17 protein-coding genes are annotated in these 16,606 nt (G+C 56.0%); 7 read left to right on the forward strand and 10 right to left on the reverse strand.

Annotated features, from left to right (window positions below; all coding sequences use genetic code 11):
- Nucleotides 1–259 precede the first annotated feature (259 nt).
- Nucleotides 260–643: an aspartate 1-decarboxylase autocleavage activator PanM gene (gene panM / locus OGX80_RS06095; RefSeq protein WP_024131029.1), complete on the forward strand. Its 384-nt coding sequence runs from the start codon at nt 260–262 to the stop codon at nt 641–643.
- Nucleotides 644–753: 110 nt separating this feature from the next.
- Here the strand turns inward: panM and livJ are convergent, their stop codons facing one another.
- The 6 genes from livJ to ftsY all read right to left on the reverse strand — a co-directional run bounded on the left by livJ (nt 754) and on the right by ftsY (nt 7,891).
- Nucleotides 754–1,857, reverse strand: coding sequence for a branched chain amino acid ABC transporter substrate-binding protein LivJ (livJ, locus tag OGX80_RS06100; RefSeq protein ID WP_024131030.1), 1,104 nt, complete (start codon nt 1,855–1,857; stop codon nt 754–756).
- Nucleotides 1,858–2,063: 206 nt separating this feature from the next.
- Nucleotides 2,064–3,329: a 4-aminobutyrate--2-oxoglutarate transaminase gene (locus tag OGX80_RS06105; protein ID WP_115181026.1), complete on the reverse strand. Its 1,266-nt coding sequence runs from the start codon at nt 3,327–3,329 to the stop codon at nt 2,064–2,066.
- Between the two features lie 224 nt (nt 3,330–3,553).
- Nucleotides 3,554–4,408, reverse strand: a complete 855-nt coding sequence (rpoH, locus tag OGX80_RS06110; RefSeq protein ID WP_012135571.1) for an RNA polymerase sigma factor RpoH — start codon at nt 4,406–4,408, stop codon at nt 3,554–3,556.
- Between the two features lie 258 nt (nt 4,409–4,666).
- Nucleotides 4,667–5,725 (reverse strand): permease-like cell division protein FtsX, encoded by a 1,059-nt coding sequence (gene ftsX, locus OGX80_RS06115; protein WP_115181025.1) that lies wholly within the window; start codon nt 5,723–5,725, stop codon nt 4,667–4,669.
- Nucleotides 5,718–6,386, reverse strand: coding sequence for a cell division ATP-binding protein FtsE (ftsE, locus tag OGX80_RS06120; RefSeq protein WP_012135575.1), 669 nt, complete (start codon nt 6,384–6,386; stop codon nt 5,718–5,720). Before ftsE ends, ftsX begins: the two co-directional genes overlap by 8 nt.
- A gap of 2 nt (nt 6,387–6,388) precedes the next feature.
- Nucleotides 6,389–7,891, reverse strand: coding sequence for a signal recognition particle-docking protein FtsY (gene ftsY, locus OGX80_RS06125; RefSeq protein ID WP_115181024.1), 1,503 nt, complete (start codon nt 7,889–7,891; stop codon nt 6,389–6,391).
- Nucleotides 7,892–8,027: 136 nt separating this feature from the next.
- Here ftsY and rsmD point away from each other — a divergent pair, with 136 nt between their 5' ends.
- On the forward strand, nt 8,028–8,624 hold the full coding sequence (gene rsmD, locus OGX80_RS06130; RefSeq protein WP_115181023.1) for a 16S rRNA (guanine(966)-N(2))-methyltransferase: 597 nt from the start codon (nt 8,028–8,030) through the stop codon (nt 8,622–8,624).
- Nucleotides 8,614–8,883, forward strand: a complete 270-nt coding sequence (locus tag OGX80_RS06135; protein ID WP_114647205.1) for a DUF1145 family protein — start codon at nt 8,614–8,616, stop codon at nt 8,881–8,883. The genes rsmD and OGX80_RS06135 overlap by 11 nt, the downstream gene beginning before the upstream one ends.
- 88 nt (nt 8,884–8,971) lie before the next feature.
- On the opposite strand, the gene OGX80_RS06140 is transcribed toward OGX80_RS06135, so the two are convergent.
- Nucleotides 8,972–9,331 (reverse strand): DUF2500 domain-containing protein, encoded by a 360-nt coding sequence (locus tag OGX80_RS06140; RefSeq protein ID WP_112001437.1) that lies wholly within the window; start codon nt 9,329–9,331, stop codon nt 8,972–8,974.
- 141 nt (nt 9,332–9,472) lie between these two features.
- Between OGX80_RS06140 and OGX80_RS06145 the strand changes: the two genes are divergently transcribed.
- Entirely contained in the window at nt 9,473–10,099 is a 627-nt protein-coding gene (locus tag OGX80_RS06145; protein WP_012135582.1) for a lysoplasmalogenase, read from the forward strand.
- A gap of 76 nt (nt 10,100–10,175) precedes the next feature.
- On the forward strand, nt 10,176–12,374 hold the full coding sequence (gene zntA, locus OGX80_RS06150; protein WP_115181022.1) for a Zn(II)/Cd(II)/Pb(II) translocating P-type ATPase ZntA: 2,199 nt from the start codon (nt 10,176–10,178) through the stop codon (nt 12,372–12,374).
- A 90-nt stretch (nt 12,375–12,464) separates the two neighbouring features.
- Here zntA and OGX80_RS06155 read toward each other — a convergent pair whose 3' ends face one another.
- Nucleotides 12,465–13,448, reverse strand: coding sequence for a TRAP transporter substrate-binding protein (locus OGX80_RS06155; RefSeq protein WP_012135584.1), 984 nt, complete (start codon nt 13,446–13,448; stop codon nt 12,465–12,467).
- 176 nt (nt 13,449–13,624) lie between these two features.
- Nucleotides 13,625–13,870 (reverse strand): sulfurtransferase TusA, encoded by a 246-nt coding sequence (gene tusA / locus OGX80_RS06160; RefSeq protein WP_012135585.1) that lies wholly within the window; start codon nt 13,868–13,870, stop codon nt 13,625–13,627.
- Nucleotides 13,871–14,040: 170 nt separating this feature from the next.
- Here tusA and OGX80_RS06165 point away from each other — a divergent pair, with 170 nt between their 5' ends.
- Nucleotides 14,041–14,706 carry a 7-cyano-7-deazaguanine/7-aminomethyl-7-deazaguanine transporter gene (locus tag OGX80_RS06165; RefSeq protein WP_012135586.1) on the forward strand — a complete coding sequence of 222 codons (666 nt, stop codon included), beginning with the start codon at nt 14,041–14,043 and terminating at the stop codon, nt 14,704–14,706.
- A gap of 72 nt (nt 14,707–14,778) precedes the next feature.
- Nucleotides 14,779–15,336 (forward strand): DcrB family lipoprotein, encoded by a 558-nt coding sequence (locus tag OGX80_RS06170; RefSeq protein WP_024131033.1) that lies wholly within the window; start codon nt 14,779–14,781, stop codon nt 15,334–15,336.
- 3 nt (nt 15,337–15,339) lie between these two features.
- Here the strand turns inward: OGX80_RS06170 and OGX80_RS06175 are convergent, their stop codons facing one another.
- A complete protein-coding gene (locus OGX80_RS06175; RefSeq protein ID WP_012135588.1) occupies nt 15,340–16,557 on the reverse strand; it encodes an MFS transporter in 1,218 nt (405 codons plus the stop codon).
- Nucleotides 16,558–16,606: the final 49 nt, after the last annotated feature.

A 16,606-nucleotide genomic window follows, 5' to 3' on the forward strand; every position in this document is an offset into this window, starting at 1 on the left:
AAAAGATAATATTCTGATTTCAGCTATAGATAAACAAAAAAAAGCGCGCTTGTCAGCATAAAATAACGGTACAAAGGGCGGAATAAAACGCTGCCTTCCAGGGGATTATCCTGCCTGTTTTTCATTCTCTGATGTTTCAAACTGTACTTATCGTTGCCAAAAAACTAATCGCCTGGTAAATGAAATAAAAAAGAGAAAGTGTCGGAACACATTATTTCGGTACACTGGTTCTCTCTTTGGTGATTTGGACATGCTGTCGATGAAGCTGACCATCGTTCGTTTAGAAAACTTTAGCGCCCAGGATCTCATCGATCTGGGTAAAATCTGGCCGGAATACTCCGCCTCGTCTTTAAGCGTAGATGATACTCACCGGATCTACGCGGCGCGTTTCAACGAGCGTCTGTTGGGCGCTGTGCGGGTAACGCTAAGCGGTACGCAAGGCGCGCTGGACTCATTGCGGGTTCGCGAGATCACGCGTCGTCGCGGCGTGGGGCAGTATCTGGTGGAAGAGGTGATCCGCAATAATCCGGGCGTTTCAGCCTGGTGGATGGCAGATGTCGGCGTCGAAGAGCGAGGCGTAATGGCGGCGTTTATGCAGGCATTAGGGTTTACGGCGCAGGCGGACGGCTGGGAAAAACGGTAATAAAAAAGCCGGATGGCGCTGACGCTTATCCGGCCTACGTGTTTCGCAACTCTCACGCAATTTTTCAGGCATGCGGGCCGGGTAAGACGAAGCCGCCACCCGGCACTCAATTACCTGGCGTCGGTTGCCGTACCGTCGGCATGCCAGGTAAAGACGCCGAACTCAAAGCCTTTCAGATCGCCCTTCTCATCCCAGGACAACGGCCCCATAACGGTTTCCACGGTATTCGCTTTCAGGTATTTGGCGATTTCAGCCGGATCGTCGGACTGATTCAGACCCGCCTGCAATGACTGCAACGCCGCGTAGGTGGTCCACACAAACGCGCCGCTTGGGTCCTGTTTCTTCGCTTTGATCGCGTCTACGATCGGTTTGTTCGCCGGAACCTGATCGTAGTTCTTCGGCTTGGTGACCAGCATCCCCTCGGCAGACTCACCGGCAATGTTAGACAGCGACACGTTCGCTACCCCTTCCGGCCCCATAAACTTCGTTTTCAGGCCAGCAGCGCGAGCCTGGCGCAGGATCTGCCCCATCTCAGGGTGGTAGCCGCCATAATACACAAAGTCGATGTTCTCTTTCTTCAGGCGCGCCACCAGGGTGGAGAAATCTTTCTCGCCGGCGGTAATCCCGTCGAAGAACACCACGTTGGCGTTGCCTTTTTTCAGGCCATCCTGCACCGCGCGCGCCAGGCCTTCACCGTACTGCTGCTTATCGTGAATAATGGCGATGCGCTGCGGCTTCACGCTTTCCAGAATATATTTCGCCGCCGTCGGCCCCTGATCGGAGTCCAGACCGGTGGTGCGCAGGATCAGCTGATAACCGCGTGCGGTCAGTTCCGGTGCGGTCGCAGCCGGAGTAATCATCAGAATGCCTTCGTCTTCATAGATATCGGACGCAGGCTGCGTGGATGAGGAGCACAGGTGGCCGATAACATATTTAATGCCGTCATTGACCACTTTGTTGGCTACTGCTACCGCTTGTTTCGGGTCGCAGGCATCATCATATTTCACGGCAACCAGCTTATCGCCCTTGATGCCGCCTTTCGCGTTGATATCGGCAATCGCCTGCTCCGCGCCGGTAAATTCCTGATCGCCGTACTGCGCTACCGGGCCGGACATCGCGCCGACAACGGCCACTTTGATATCCTTAGCAAACGCCATATTGCTCAAAGACAGGGCGATACATCCTGCCAATAACGCTTTACCCTTCATATTCATCCTGAGAATCCCCATTATTGTGGTTATTACGTATGTTGTGATGTTGTTGTTCAGCACTTTATTTCAATTAATGGTAAGCCACCCGTGCTTTAGCAGCATACTCTGCTAAAACATACCCGATTTTTATGATTTTGGAATAGCTAATTTGACAGTCAGATAACAAGTTGATGACAAAACGGGGCGTCGCCGCAACGGGCGGCGTCGGTTTATCGTGTCAGCGAACGCGTAATGATCTCCAGCGCTTTACGGAACTGCGCATCGGGGATCGTCAGCGGATAGAGGAAGCGAATCACGTTGCCGTAAACACCGCAGCTGAGCAGCAGCAGACCCTCCTGCAATGCGCGATCCTGCACCTGTCGGGTAAATTCCGGGAACGGCTGGCCGGTTTGCGGATCGGTAAACTCTACCGCCACCATCGAGCCCTGCGCGCGGATCTCGGCAATGAACGGGCAGGCGGCTTTCGCTTTGTTCAACACCTCAACCAGATGCTGACCAAGCTGCGTGGCGCGAGTGCAGAGATCGTCTTCTTCAATCACATCAAGCACCGCATGCGCGGCGGCCACCGCCAGCGGGTTTCCGGCGTAGGTGCCGCCAAGACCGCCCGGCGCAGGCGCATCCATCACCTCGGCGCGACCGGATACCGCCGACAGCGGCATACCGCCAGCCAGACTTTTAGCCATCGTGATGAGATCCGGCTGAACGCCGTGGTGCTCCATCGCAAACAGTTTGCCTGTACGGGCAAAACCGGTCTGCACTTCATCGGCGATCAGCAAGATGCCGTGGGTATCGCATAACGTACGCAGCGCCTGCATGAAATCCGTTGGCGCGACGTTAAAGCCCCCTTCCCCCTGCACCGGTTCCAGGATAATGGCCGCCACCTGGTCCGGCGCAATATCGGCTTTAAAAATCCGTTCGAGACTGTTCAGCGCATCCGCCGTGGTAACGCCATGCAAAGGATTCGGATATTGCGCGTGATAGACCGATCCCGGGAACGGCCCAAAGCCAATTTTGTAAGGCGCGACCTTACCGGTGAGCGCCATCGTCATAAAGGTTCGCCCGTGAAACGCGCCGCCAAAGGTAATCAGCCCCGGTCGTCGGGTACAGGCACGCGCAATTTTCACCGCGTTTTCGACCGCCTCCGCACCGGTAGAGAAGAAAGCCGTTTTCGCCGGGCCGTTGACCGGCACGCGCTCGTTAATACGCTCAGCAAGCGTAACATAGCTTGCATAAGGCACGATTTGATACGCGGTATGGGTAAATGACTGGAGCTGTTTTTCAATTGCCGCGATGACTTTTGGATGACGGTGCCCGGTGTTCAACACGGCAATTCCGGCGGCGAAATCAATCACCTCATTGCCTTCAATATCCCACAGCGTGGCGTTTTCCGCTCTGTCGGCATAGAAACCGCACATCACCCCGATGCCGCGCGGCGTCGCCTGCAACCGTCTTTCATTCAGTTCGTTATTTTTCACCTTCTCCCCCTAAGATGCGCACAACCCATCGGTAAGTGTTTGCCAGGGGGGAAGAATTCGCCAGAGCGGGGGAGAAAAAAAGCGTTATCCCCGTAGCCCGATAAGCGAAGCGCCATCGGGCATTTATGTCGGCCTGTTTGCCGGATGGCGGCGGTGCCTTATCCGGCCTGGAAAACAAAAAACCCCGGATTCTCATCCAGGGTTTTTCGGGCACTTCGCGGAAATTACGCTTCGATAGCGGCGCGCAGTTTCTTCATCGCGTTCTTTTCAAGCTGACGTACACGTTCAGCAGAAACGCCATAGCGGTCGGCCAGCTCCTGTAGCGTGGACTTATTGTCTTCGTCCAGCCAACGGGCGCGAATGATGTCCTGGCTACGCTCGTCCAGACCTTCCATTGCGTGGGTCAGTTTGTTTGCCGCCTGATCTTCCCAGTTATCCTCTTCAATGCCGTCGGCAAAGTTAGAGGTTTTATCCTGCAAATACAGCACTGGCGCCATCGGCTGGCTGTCAGACTCGTCGTCCGAAGACATGTCAAACGTCATGTCCTGCGCCGCCATACGGGATTCCATCTCGCGAACGTCTTTGCTGGTTACGCCCAGTTCGCGCGCCACCATTTCCACTTCATCCTGATTAAACCAGCCCAGACGCTGCTTGGTTTTACGCAGGTTAAAGAACAGCTTACGCTGTGCTTTGGTGGTTGCGACTTTAACGATACGCCAGTTACGCAATACGTATTCGTGGATCTCCGCTTTGATCCAGTGCACGGCGAAAGAAACCAGGCGCACACCCACTTCAGGGTTAAAACGGCGCACGGCTTTCATCAGGCCGATGTTACCTTCCTGAATCAGATCCGCCTGCGGCAGGCCATAGCCCGCATAGTTACGAGCAACATGAACAACAAAGCGCAGGTGAGACAGAATCAGCGTCTTAGCTGCTTCCAGATCGCCCTGGTAATGCAGCTTTTCAGCCAGTGCCCGTTCTTCGTCAGCCGATAACATCGGCCACGCGTTTGCAGCCCGGATGTAAGATTCCAGGTTACCAACAGGGGCTAAAGCTAAATTTTGCATTTCTTTGGTCATTCAAATCCTCTCAATTTATATCGTCTGGCACTGCAAATGAGCAACAAACGTGCCAGCGTTTATGAGCAACGAGAATAGCACTCACTCTTTTATCAGACAGTGATTTTATCCACAAGTTCAATGCAACGTTGTGAATAAATTACGCACAAAATGTGACACCGCTATGAAAAAACACTGTGGGCAGGGGAATGAGATGTTTTGATGCTCTTTCCCTGCGAACGGGAACTCATTGCAGGGAAAGAGTATACCACGCTTTTATTAATCGGGAGTAAAGTGACGTAAATGTTGCACAGTGGCAAGCCACGCCGCAACCCAGCCGATCATCGAGCACACCAGCAGCAGCAACAGGCACTCATCGAACGATAAGCCATTGATATCAAACTTCGTGCCGAAAACCTGCGCCACTTCCGTCACCGCTGACGACAAGCGCATCACCAAAATTTCTGACAAAATCAGTGAAAGAAATGCCCCTGAAAAACCGAGCAGCGCGCCGCCGTACAGGAACGGTCGCAGGATAAATCCATCCGTCGCGCCAATCAGTTTCTGCACGTTGATGGTGTCGCGGCGGGCGAAAATGCTCAGACGCACGCTGTTGCCGATGACGAGGAACACCGCCGCCACCATCAGCACGCCGATCATCGCGGAAACGCGACCTACCAGCCCGGTCAGCGCCGCCAGACGGGCAAACCAGCTGTCATCCATACGCACTTCATCAATGCCGTTAATCTGCGAGATGCGATCGCGTAGCGTATTCAGCGACTCCGTTCCCTGGAAATCCAGTTTCGGGATCACCACCGCCACTGCCGGAAGCGGATTCTCTTCCAGCATGTCCAGCGCGCCGCCAAAGCCGGACCAGTTGCGGAACTCGCCAAGCGCATCGTCGCGGGAGAGATAGTTGACCTTCTCCACCCCCTGCTCGGCCTGGAGCTGTGCGACCACCCCGGCGGCCGCGTCGTCATCCAGCGTCTTTTGCAGATAAACGGTGATCTGCGGGGACGGATAGTACTGCGTCGCCGCCTGGTTGACGTTCTTATAGACCATGTAGCAAACGCTTGGCAGCGTCAGAGAGATGGCAATCACCATCACCGTCAGAAACGTCGCCAGCGGCTTGCTTTTCAGATCCTGTAACGCGCCCTGGAACGCATAGCGCACCTGCTCGTTAAAGACGTTGGTTTTACGCGAGTTCGGCTTTGGCGAGGGTTTTGCGCGTCTCGGCGCATTGCGGCCGCCGTCGCCGGACGAACCGACAGATTTACGAAAACGGTCCAGTCTGCCGCCAAACTGCCTGATTTGGTTGATAGCGTCACGCTTATTCACTGACCAGGCCTCCATGCAAATGACCTTCGCTCAGGGTGAGCATACGGTACGAACGACGGGAGATAAGCCCGATGTCGTGCGTCGCCATCAATACCGTCACCCCAACGCGGTTAAACTCTTCAAACAGACGTAAAATCCCTTCCGATAAGGCATCATCCAGGTTCCCGGTCGGTTCATCCGCCAGCAGCACCGCAGGCTTGTTCACCACCGCACGGGCGATCCCCACGCGCTGCTGCTCACCGCCAGAGAGTTGAATGGGAAAATTCCTCGCTTTGTCCAGCAGCCCGACTTTATCCAGCGCCGCCGACACGCGACGACGGATGTCGTCCCCGCTGGCGCCAGCGATAATCAACGGGATCGCCACGTTGTCATAGACCGTACGATCCATCAGCAGGTGGTGATCCTGGAAAATCATTCCGATCTGACGACGCAGAAACGGCACTTCACGGTTTTTCAGGCGCGTAATGTCATGCCCGCTGAAGAAGATTTTCCCGGCGCTCGGCCGTTCAATCCCACAGATAAGCTTCAGCAGGGTACTTTTCCCCGCGCCTGAGTGGCCGGTCAGAAACGCCATCTCGCCTGGCTGCATGTGGAATGTGACTCCTTGCAGCGCTTGTCTCCCACCGAGATAGGCCTTGCTGACATGTTCAAAGCGAATCATTGTTAATCCTCTCGGGCAAAAAGTGCCTCTATAAAATCGTCCGCCTTAAACGGACGTAAATCCTCGATACGTTCGCCCACACCAATATAGCGGATAGGAATGCCAAACTGATCGGCAACCGAGAAGATAACCCCACCCTTCGCCGTACCATCCAGCTTGGTCAGGGTGATACCGGTCAGGCCAACCGCTTCATGGAACAGTTTGGCCTGGCTTATCGCATTCTGCCCGGTGCTGGCGTCGATGGTCAGCATCACTTCATGCGGCGCATCTTCGTCGAGTTTCTTCATCACGCGAACGATTTTTTTCAGTTCTTCCATCAGGTGCGCTTTGTTCTGCAAGCGACCCGCGGTATCGGCAATCAGCACATCCACATTACGCGCTTTCGCCGCCTGGATGGCGTCAAAGATAACGGAAGCGGAATCCGCGCCAGTATGCTGGGCGATAACCGGAATGTTGTTACGCTGGCCCCAGACCTGCAACTGCTCTACCGCCGCCGCACGGAAGGTATCCCCCGCCGCCAGCATCACGGATTTGCCCTGCTGCTCGAACTGACGCGCCAGCTTACCGATCGTGGTGGTTTTCCCCACGCCGTTAACGCCAACCATCAGAATAACAAATGGCGTTTTGCCTTCAATATTAAGCGGTTCGTCAACTTTTGCGAGGATATCGCCCATCTCGTCTTTCAGCAGGCCATACAGCGCTTCGGCGTCATGCAGCTGTTTGCGGCTGGCGCCCTCTGTCAGGTTAGCGATGATCTTGCGAGTGGTTTCCACGCCCACATCGGCAATCAGTAACTGCTCTTCCAGTTCTTCAAACAGATCATCGTCGATTTTCTTACCACGGAACAGACTGATAAATCCTGAACCGAGATTTTCTTTTGTTTTCAGAAGACTACGTTTCAGGCGCGCAAAGAAACCCTCTTTTGTCGGCTTCTCTTGCTCCTGAATCACCTCCTCAACCGGCGTCTCTTCTTCCGCCGCCGGCACGACAACCACCGCGTCTTCCGCCGCTTCCACCACCAGCGCCTGCGCTTCCCGTTCTTCGTCGGTCAGTTGCGGTTCGTTTTGCGCCTCTTCTTCTACCGCCTCCACGATCTCTACCGTTTCCGCTTCGGCCTGCCACTCTTCAGGCGACGTCTCTTCGACGTTCACCTCTTCCGGCAGCGGCAGTTCTTCATGTTCCACCACCGCCTGCGGCTCAACGATGTCTTCTTCAACCACGGGGTCAACAACAGGCTCTACGACAGGCTCTGGCTCAACCGGCTGCGGTTTTTCGCTTTCCTGAACCTGTTCGGTGACGTTCACCACGGCTTCGGCGAAAGCGTCGGTCTCCGCCTTGCCGTGGGCGTGCGTTTCCGCGTCGGCGTCTGCCGCCGTCTCAACAGGCGTTTCTGGCGCTAACTGTTCTTCAACACGCTGTTGTTCTTCGGTTTTTTGTTCCTGTTCCTGCTCTTTTTCACCAAAGCCCAGCCAGGAAAAGAAGCCACGTTTTTTCTGTTTTGCCATCTGCGACTGTACTCCTCGCGGTTAATATCTGGCGCTATATACATGGAAGCTAAAAAAATGATGAAATAGTCTACCACTTAACTTAATTCACATCACCGCCTGGAATGACACGTCAGCAGCGGATTGAGCAATAGAAATGAAAAAACCGAATCACTCTGGCAGCGGTCAAATCCGCATTATTGGCGGACAATGGCGGGGCCGTAAACTTCCGGTTCCCGACAGCCCAGGGCTGCGCCCGACAACCGACCGGGTTCGCGAGACGCTGTTTAACTGGCTGGCGCCGGTCATGGTAGACGCCCACTGTCTGGATTGTTTCGCCGGAAGCGGCGCGCTGGGGCTGGAAGCGCTTTCCCGCTATGCGGCGGGCGCGACGTTGCTGGAGATGGATCGCGCCGTGTCACAGCAGTTACAAAAGAATCTTGCTACGCTAAAGGCAGGCAACGCCCGCGTGGTCAACGCCAATACGCTGGTCTTTCTGGCGCAGACCGGTACGCCGCACAGCGTGGTATTTGTCGATCCTCCGTTTCGCAAAGGGCTGCTGGAAGAGACGTTAAGCCTGCTGGAAACGCACGGCTGGCTGGCTGATGACGCGTATATTTACGTCGAAAGCGAAGTCGAAAACGGTCTGCCGCCCGTCCCGGCAAACTGGTCGTTGTATCGTGAAAAAGTGGCCGGGCAGGTCGCATACCGCCTGTATCAACGGGAAGCACAAGGAGAAAGCGATGCTGATTAATCTGGGTCGATTACTGATGCTCTGCGTCTGGGCATTTTTAATTCTTAATCTGGTACAGCCTTTCCCGCGCCCGCTGAATATTTTCGTCAACGTCGCACTGGTCTTTATGGTGCTGATGCACGGTATGCAGCTGGCGCTGTTAAAAAGCACCATGCCTAAAGATGGCCCGCAGATGACCACCGGCGAGAAAATCCGTATTTTTCTGTTCGGCGTGTTTGAGCTGCTGGTGTGGCAGAAGAAATTTAACGTTAAAAAATAACCTTTTGCCGGATGGCGGCTGCGCCTTATCCGACCTACAACCCCCTCAGACCGTAGGCCCGATAAGCAACACGCCATCGGGCGAAATCTTATGGCTGGGCGACAAAATCGACAAACCGCGAACCTTTGTAGCTCAGCGTGCCTTTATCCCCGACCGTTAACGCATGGTACTGTTGGGCATCCAGCCGGAACGTCTGCTCAAGCCCGCCGCGTTGCGGTTTAAAGCTAACCTCATAGCGCATACTGGTGCCCGCTGGCGTCACCTGCTGCTGACGCGAGCGCCGATCGTTGATCGGCTTTTCGCGCTTATTGCTCACCACTACCTGCTTTTGCTGCAATGGCGCGGCATCGTTATCGGCTTTTTCTCGCCGCTGCGAAACAAAGCGAAACGACGCGGCGATAACAATCAAGCCAATGATAACAATGAAAAAAAGTGGTGGTTTACTCATCATTTTAACCCATCAGAAAATGCGGAAATAAGCATACTCTGCCCGTTATGGTGTTGTCATCTGCCTGCGCCGACCTCTACACTGGACAACAGGGCCGTGAGCATACCGCTCGCGAAAAAATAACGAATTCAAGGAACTAAGATGCTTTGGTCGTTTATCGCTGTCTGTCTTTCCGCATGGCTATTTGTGGACGCATCGTATCGTGGGCCAGCGTGGCAGCGCTGGGTCTTTAAACCTCTCACCCTGATTCTCCTTCTTTTACTCGCCTGGCAAGCGCCGATGTTCGACGCGATCAGCTACCTTGTGCTGGCGGGCCTGTGCGCCTCGTTGCTGGGTGATGCGTTGACGCTGTTGCCGCGCCAACGTCTGCTGTACGCCATTGGCGCATTCTTCCTGTCACACCTGCTGTACACCCTCTATTTCGCCAGCCAGATGACGCTGTCGTTCTTCTGGCCCTTGCCGTTAGTGCTGCTGGTGTTGGGCGGGTTGCTGATTGCGGTGATCTGGACGCGTCTGGAAGAGCTGCGCTGGCCGATATGCACTTTTATCGCCATGACGCTCATGATGGTCTGGCTGGCCGGTGAACTGTGGTTCTTCCGCCCGACCGCCCCGGCACTCTCTGCTTTTATGGGCGCATCGTTGTTATTCCTCGGCAACATCGTCTGGCTGGGCAGCCATTACCGCTGCCGCTTCCGCGCGGATAACGCTATTTCCGCCGCCTGCTACTTTGCCGGGCACTTCCTGATTGTCCGCTCACTTTATCTTTAATAACGCTTGACTCTGGAGTCGACTCCAGAGTGTATCCTCCGGTTAATGAGAAAATTATCATCAACCGGAGGATGCCATGTTGACACCCGATACTGATGGCAAAAAAGTCCCACAATTTTCATCCTTCAAGCTGGCGCCAGCCCCCCGGAAGGTAGATGACTGCTGCTGTGAGGGCGCCTGCGCAACGGAAGCTCTCGTTCCCGACACCATCGAAGGGACGCGTTACACCTGGAAAGTCGCCGGTATGGACTGCGCCGCCTGCGCCCGTAAAGTCGAAAACGCCGTGCGCCAGGTCGGGGGCGTCAATCAGGTACAGGTGCTGTTCGCCACCGAGAAACTGGTGGTGGATGCGAATGCCGATATCCGCCAACACGTTGAACGCGCCGTACAAAAGGCGGGCTATACCCTGCGTGATGAACAGGCCACAGCAGAGGCGCGCGAATCCCGGCTGCAAGAAAACCTGCCGCTGATCACGCTCATCATTATGATGGCGATTAGCTGGGGGCTGGAGCAATTCAACCATCCGTTCGGCCAACTGGCGTTTATCGCCACCACGCTGGTCGGCCTGTATCCCATTGCCCGTCAGGCGCTGCGCCTGATGAAAACCGGTAGCTGGTTCGCCATCGAAACGCTGATGAGCGTGGCGGCGATTGGCGCGCTGTTTATTGGCGCGACGGCGGAAGCGGCGATGGTGCTGCTGTTATTTCTGATCGGCGAACGCCTCGAAGGGTGGGCCGCCAGCCGCGCCCGCAGGGGGGTCAGCGCGCTGATGGCCCTCAAACCGGAAACCGCCACGCGCCTGCGCGATGGCGTGCGCGAAGAGGTGGCGATCAACACCCTGCAACCCGGCGACATTATCGAAGTGGCGGCAGGTGGGCGCTTACCCGCCGACGGCAGGCTGGTCTCCGGTTTCGCCAGTTTTGATGAGAGCGCGCTCACCGGCGAGTCGATTCCGGTCGAGCGCTCAACGGGCGAGAAAGTCCCCGCCGGCGCCACCAGCGTGGATCGGCTCGTCACGCTGGAGGTGCTGTCAGAACCGGGCGCCAGCGCGATTGACCGTATCCTGAAGCTGATTGAAGAAGCCGAAGAACGCCGTGCGCCCATTGAGCGTTTTATTGACCGCTTCAGCCGGATTTACACCCCGGTGATTATGGCCGTCGCGCTGCTGGTCACGCTGGTGCCACCGCTGCTGTTTGCCGCGTCCTGGCAAGAGTGGATTTATAAGGGACTCACGCTGTTACTGATTGGCTGCCCGTGTGCGCTGGTCATTTCCACTCCGGCGGCCATCACCTCCGGGCTGGCGGCGGCGGCACGTCGCGGGGCGCTGATTAAAGGCGGCGCAGCGCTGGAGCAGCTGGGCAGAGTCACTCAGGTGGCGTTCGATAAAACCGGCACCCTGACCGTAGGGAAACCGCGCGTCACCGCCATCCATCCGGCAAGCGGGATCGGCGAAGCGGAGCTGCTGGCGCTGGCGGCGGCGGTGGAACAAGGCGCGACGCACCCACTGGCTCAGGCCATTGTGCGTGAAGCGCAGACGCGTGAGCTGACCATTCCGCCAGCGCTGGAGCAGCGCGCGCTGGTCGGTTCGGGTATCGAAGCTCAGGTTAATGGCGAGCGCATCCTGATTTGCGCCGCAGGCAAACGCCCGGCGGAAGCCTTTGCCGGGCAAATCAGCGAACTGGAAAGCGCCGGACAGACGGTCGTGCTGGTGCTGCGCAACGACGACGTAATCGGCGTGCTCGCCCTACAGGATACGCTGCGCGATGACGCCCGCACCGCGATCGGCGAGCTTAATCAGTTAGGGGTGAAAGGCGTGATCCTGACCGGCGATAACCCACGCGCGGCAGCGGCCATTGCCGGAGAGCTGGGCCTGACGTTTAAAGCGGGCCTGCTGCCGGAAGATAAAGTCCGGGCGGTGACGGCGCTCAATCAGCACGCCCCGCTGGCGATGGTGGGTGACGGCATTAACGACGCCCCCGCAATGAAAGCCGCCGCGATAGGTATTGCGATGGGAAGCGGAACGGATGTCGCGCTGGAAACGGCAGACGCCGCCCTGACGCATAACCGCCTGCGCGGGCTGGTACAGATGATCCAGCTGGCGCGCGCCACCCACGCCAATATTCGTCAAAACATCGCAATTGCCCTGGGGCTGAAAGGGATCTTCCTCATCACCACGCTGCTCGGCATAACCGGTCTGTGGCTGGCCGTGCTGGCGGATACCGGGGCGACGGTGCTGGTGACCGCCAATGCGCTGCGGCTGTTGCGTAAAGGGTAGATTGTCGTCTGATGGCGCCAGGCTTATCAGGCCTACGGGGATCATGGTACGAACCCACGCAGGCCTGCTCATCCGGCGAAGCGAAGGCGCTTACTGCACGTCGGCAATCGCCTTCATCAACGCCTGGTGTTTTTCGCCATACTGCGCGCGTACCGGCTCGGTGGCCTTCACGAAATACGCTTTATCAATTTCGTGGAACTGCACGCCGCCAGCCTTCATCTTCGCTAATGCCTCCTGGTTGTAGGCATCCCACAATTTACGCTGCTCAAACTGCGCTTCGCGCGCCAGCGTCAGGATCTTCTGCTGCTCATCCGCAGTCAGCTTGTCCCACTTCACTTTGGAATAGAGCAGCATTTCCGGGGTGATAAAGTGCCCGCTGAGGGTGTAATTCTTCGCAACCGGCATGTAGTTATGCGCGACAAAAGTCGGCGGGTTGTTTTCCGCACCGTCAATCACGCCGGTCTGCATACCGCTAAACACCTCGCTCACCCCCATCGCCACCGAGTTCGCCCCCATGTCTTTCAGCGTATCCAGCGCCACCGGGCTTCCCTGCACGCGAATCTTCATACCGTGGAGATCTTCCGGCTTTTCCACCGGGTTTTTAGTAATCAGGTTGCGCGTCCCGGAGTCCATCCAGCCAAGAAACACCAGACGTGATTTCGGGTTGTTCGTCAGCTTATCGCCAATGCTTTTCCCGATATCGCCATCAATAATTTTGTGCATGTGGTCTTCGTCGCGGAACACATAGGGCAGCGTAAAGACTTCGATATCCGGCAGAATAGCCGCCACCGGCGCCATCGATACGCGAATCATATCAATCGCGCCGATTTGCGCCTGTTCAATCATCTGTTTCTCATCGCCCAGCACGCCGCCCGGGAACACTTTAATTTCCAGTTTGCCGTCGGTCTGTTGTTTGAGTTTTTCGCCCATTTTCTGCACGGCGACGACATTCGGGTAGCCCTGCGGATGGACATCCGCCGCTTTAATGACCTGCGCGAAAACGGAATGGGAAAACAGTATTGACGCGGTAGCCAGGCACAGGGAAGCCGCGAGCGGCTTGAGAGTCACTTTCATCGGGTCAGCTCCAGAGGTTGAGAGGGTAGCGTTAAAACATTGTTTTAGTTTTTACGCTTAAACCGTAGCCGATGCCCTGAAAGATGAAGGTGAAGTGCTTCACAAAAAAGCAGGAAAAATTGAAACGATGGTTTAAAAATGTCGCAGCGGTCACGCCGGTTTTATCCGGCTGAGACTCAATGCTTTTTACGCAGCAAATAGCGATACGGCAGCGAATCCGTCTCTTTCGCCATCAGCTCATGTTCCATAAACGTACAAAAGCCAGGAATATCGCGGGTTGTCGCCGGATCGTCGGCAATAATCAGCAGCGTTTCGCCCGTTTGCATGTTACGCACGGTTTTACGCACCATCATTACCGGTTCCGGGCAGCGTAGCCCCTGGGCATCAAGCGTATGGTCGGGGGAGGAAAACAGATCGGTCATCTTCGTCTCATTCACTAAAAAAACGGCTGTAGTTTACGCCCTGTTTGCCCGTAAGCAAATCAAGTTAACGATTGCGTGAAAAACAACCATTGCAATACGTTTTCAAAGCAGTATGATGCGGCGGTTTTATTGGGTTCCCTCACCCCAAATATCGATCAAAAAGGTACAATATGAACTCCTTTACTCAAATACAGCGCGTAAAAGCGTTGTTCTGGCTATCGCTATTCCACTTACTGGTGATCACCTCCAGTAACTATCTGGTACAGCTTCCGATCTCTGTTTTCGGGTTCCACACGACGTGGGGCGCCTTTAGCTTTCCCTTTATTTTTCTCGCGACCGACCTGACCGTGCGCATTTTTGGCGCGCCGCTGGCACGACGGATAATCTTTGCGGTGATGATCCCGGCGCTGCTCATCTCCTATGTCATCTCATCGCTGTTTTATATGGGTTCCTGGCAGGGATTTGGCGCGCTGCTGCACTTCAACCTGTTTGTCGCGCGTATCGCCACCGCCAGCTTTATGGCGTATGCGCTGGGCCAGATTCTGGATGTACACGTCTTTAACCGCCTGCGCCAGAACCGCCGCTGGTGGATGGCTCCTACGGCCTCCACGCTGTTTGGCAACGTCAGCGATACCCTCGCCTTCTTCTTCATCGCTTTCTGGCGCAGCCCCGATGCCTTTATGGCCGAGCACTGGATGGAAATCGCCCTAGTCGATTACTGCTTCAAGGTGCTCATCAGCATTATTTTCTTCCTGCCGATGTATGGCGTATTGCTGAATATGTTGCTGAAAAGGCTGGCAGATAAATCTGAAATCTCGGCATTGCAGACGAGTTAAAGGTTCATTTTCCGAGTTGTGATAAGATGGATGAATGAGCCGTTATGGCCGTTTATCGAAAGGAAGAAGTCAATGCGCAATCTGGTTAAATATGTCGGTATTGGCCTGCTGGTTATGGGGCTTGCGGCCTGTGATAACAACGATACCAATGCTCCGGCAGAGGGAACCTCTACGGAAAGCAACGCAACCGGACAACCTGTCAGCCTGCTGGACGGTAAGCTGACGTTCTCACTGCCAGCGGATATGACCGACCAGAGCGGCAAGCTGGGCACTCAGGCCAATAATATGCACGTCTACTCTGACGCGACAGGCCAGAAAGCGGTGATCGTGATTGTTGGCGATAACACCAATGAAGACCTCGCCGTGCTGGCGAAACGTCTGGAAGATCAACAGCGCAGCCGCGACCCGCAGTTGCAGGTCGTGACCAATAAAGCCATCGAGCTGAAAGGCCACACGCTGCAACAGCTGGACAGCATTATCTCTGCGAAAGGCCAGACCGCGTACTCTTCCGTACTGCTGGGCAAAGTGGATAACCAACTGCTGACCCTGCAAATCACGCTGCCAGCAGACGATCAGCAGAAGGCGCAAACCGCCGCTGAAAACATCATTAACACGCTGGTTATCCAGTAACGGTTAAGACGATGACACGGCCTCCTGCGATACCGCCGGAGGCCGTTTTTTTAACCGCCAGGTCAGCAACAGCGCAATCGCCACCAGACCCGCCGCCGCCAGATAGATAACCGGCACGCCCGCCCAGGTCATCAGCAGCCCCGCCAGCGGCCCGGTCACGCCCAACGATAAATCCATAAACACCGTATAGGTCGCCAGCGCCGCCCCTTGATTCTGCTGCGGCACCGCCTTTACCGCCACCACGCCCAGCGCCGGGAAGACCAGCGAGAACCCTGCCCCCGCCAGTAACACGCCAATTTTCGCCATCCACGGCATCAGCGCAACGCCCACCAGCAGCAGCCCGATAATCTCCACGCTAAAGCAGATCATCGCCACGTTTAAGCCGCCTAACCGATTGATGCCATTGGGGAACAATAAACGAGCGCCCACAAACGCACAGCTAAACAGCGTGAGCGCGAAGGCGGCGCCATCCCACCCTTTCGCGTCATAAAACAGCGTGATGAAGGTGGCGATAACGCCGAATCCCGCGGATGCCAGCGCCAGCGCCATTCCATACAGCCAGACGCGCCCAAGCACAGCGCGAAACGGCAGCGGTTTGCCCTTACTGGCTTTCACCGCCGGGCGCGGGAGCGCAAACAGCACGGCCAGCAGCGCCACGCCCATGATCGTCAACGCCAGCCCCTGTAACCCGCCCCAGGCGTAAAACAGCACGCCAAGCGGGGCGCCCATCGCCATCGCGCCATACGTGACAATACCGTTCCACGAAATCACCCGGCCAATATGCAGCGACCCCACCACGCCTACGCCCCAGAGCGTTGATCCGGTTCCGGCGAAGCTTTGTCCAATACCCAGAATGACACGCCCCAGGCATAACAGCAGCAGGCTTGCAATCGGCCAGCCGCTGGCGAATCCCGCCAGGAGATAGCTCAGGCCGCTCAGAAAGCAGCCGCACAAACCAAAGACGACAACCTTTTTCGGCCCCAGCAGGTCAGCGTAGCGCCCCGCATGAGGGCGGCTCACGAGCGTCGCAAAATATTGTAAGCTTATGACCAGCCCCGCCCAGAAAGCGCTAAACCCCATCACATCATGGACATAGCCCGGCAGGACTGCGAGCGGCAAACCGATCGTCAGATAACTGGCGAAGTTAAAAATCACAACAGAAACGATACGCAGATTGAGGCGTAATCCGCTAAGCGCCGGTTCAGCGACGGGTTCGGGCATGGGAGGTCACCACGTTTTTACAACAGTGTTTCATTTTTATCATGCTGAG

Source organism: Citrobacter sp. CK194, assembly GCF_030333395.1.
GTDB classification, from domain to species: Bacteria; Pseudomonadota; Gammaproteobacteria; order Enterobacterales; family Enterobacteriaceae; genus Citrobacter_B; species Citrobacter_B koseri.

Coding starts and splice junctions, on each gene's coding strand:
- panM (WP_024131029.1), top strand. CDS start 260: ATGAAGCTGACCATCGTTCGTTTAGAAAACTTTAGCGCCCAGGATCTC.
- livJ (WP_024131030.1), bottom strand. CDS start 1,857: ATGAATATGAAGGGTAAAGCGTTATTGGCAGGATGTATCGCCCTGTCT.
- rpoH (WP_012135571.1), bottom strand. CDS start 4,408: ATGACCAAAGAAATGCAAAATTTAGCTTTAGCCCCTGTTGGTAACCTG.
- ftsE (WP_012135575.1), bottom strand. CDS start 6,386: ATGATTCGCTTTGAACATGTCAGCAAGGCCTATCTCGGTGGGAGACAA.
- ftsY (WP_115181024.1), bottom strand. CDS start 7,891: ATGGCAAAACAGAAAAAACGTGGCTTCTTTTCCTGGCTGGGCTTTGGT.
- rsmD (WP_115181023.1), top strand. CDS start 8,028: ATGAAAAAACCGAATCACTCTGGCAGCGGTCAAATCCGCATTATTGGC.
- OGX80_RS06135 (WP_114647205.1), top strand. CDS start 8,614: ATGCTGATTAATCTGGGTCGATTACTGATGCTCTGCGTCTGGGCATTT.
- OGX80_RS06140 (WP_112001437.1), bottom strand. CDS start 9,331: ATGAGTAAACCACCACTTTTTTTCATTGTTATCATTGGCTTGATTGTT.
- OGX80_RS06145 (WP_012135582.1), top strand. CDS start 9,473: ATGCTTTGGTCGTTTATCGCTGTCTGTCTTTCCGCATGGCTATTTGTG.
- zntA (WP_115181022.1), top strand. CDS start 10,176: ATGTTGACACCCGATACTGATGGCAAAAAAGTCCCACAATTTTCATCC.
- OGX80_RS06155 (WP_012135584.1), bottom strand. CDS start 13,448: ATGAAAGTGACTCTCAAGCCGCTCGCGGCTTCCCTGTGCCTGGCTACC.
- tusA (WP_012135585.1), bottom strand. CDS start 13,870: ATGACCGATCTGTTTTCCTCCCCCGACCATACGCTTGATGCCCAGGGG.
- OGX80_RS06165 (WP_012135586.1), top strand. CDS start 14,041: ATGAACTCCTTTACTCAAATACAGCGCGTAAAAGCGTTGTTCTGGCTA.
- OGX80_RS06170 (WP_024131033.1), top strand. CDS start 14,779: ATGCGCAATCTGGTTAAATATGTCGGTATTGGCCTGCTGGTTATGGGG.
- OGX80_RS06175 (WP_012135588.1), bottom strand. CDS start 16,557: ATGCCCGAACCCGTCGCTGAACCGGCGCTTAGCGGATTACGCCTCAAT.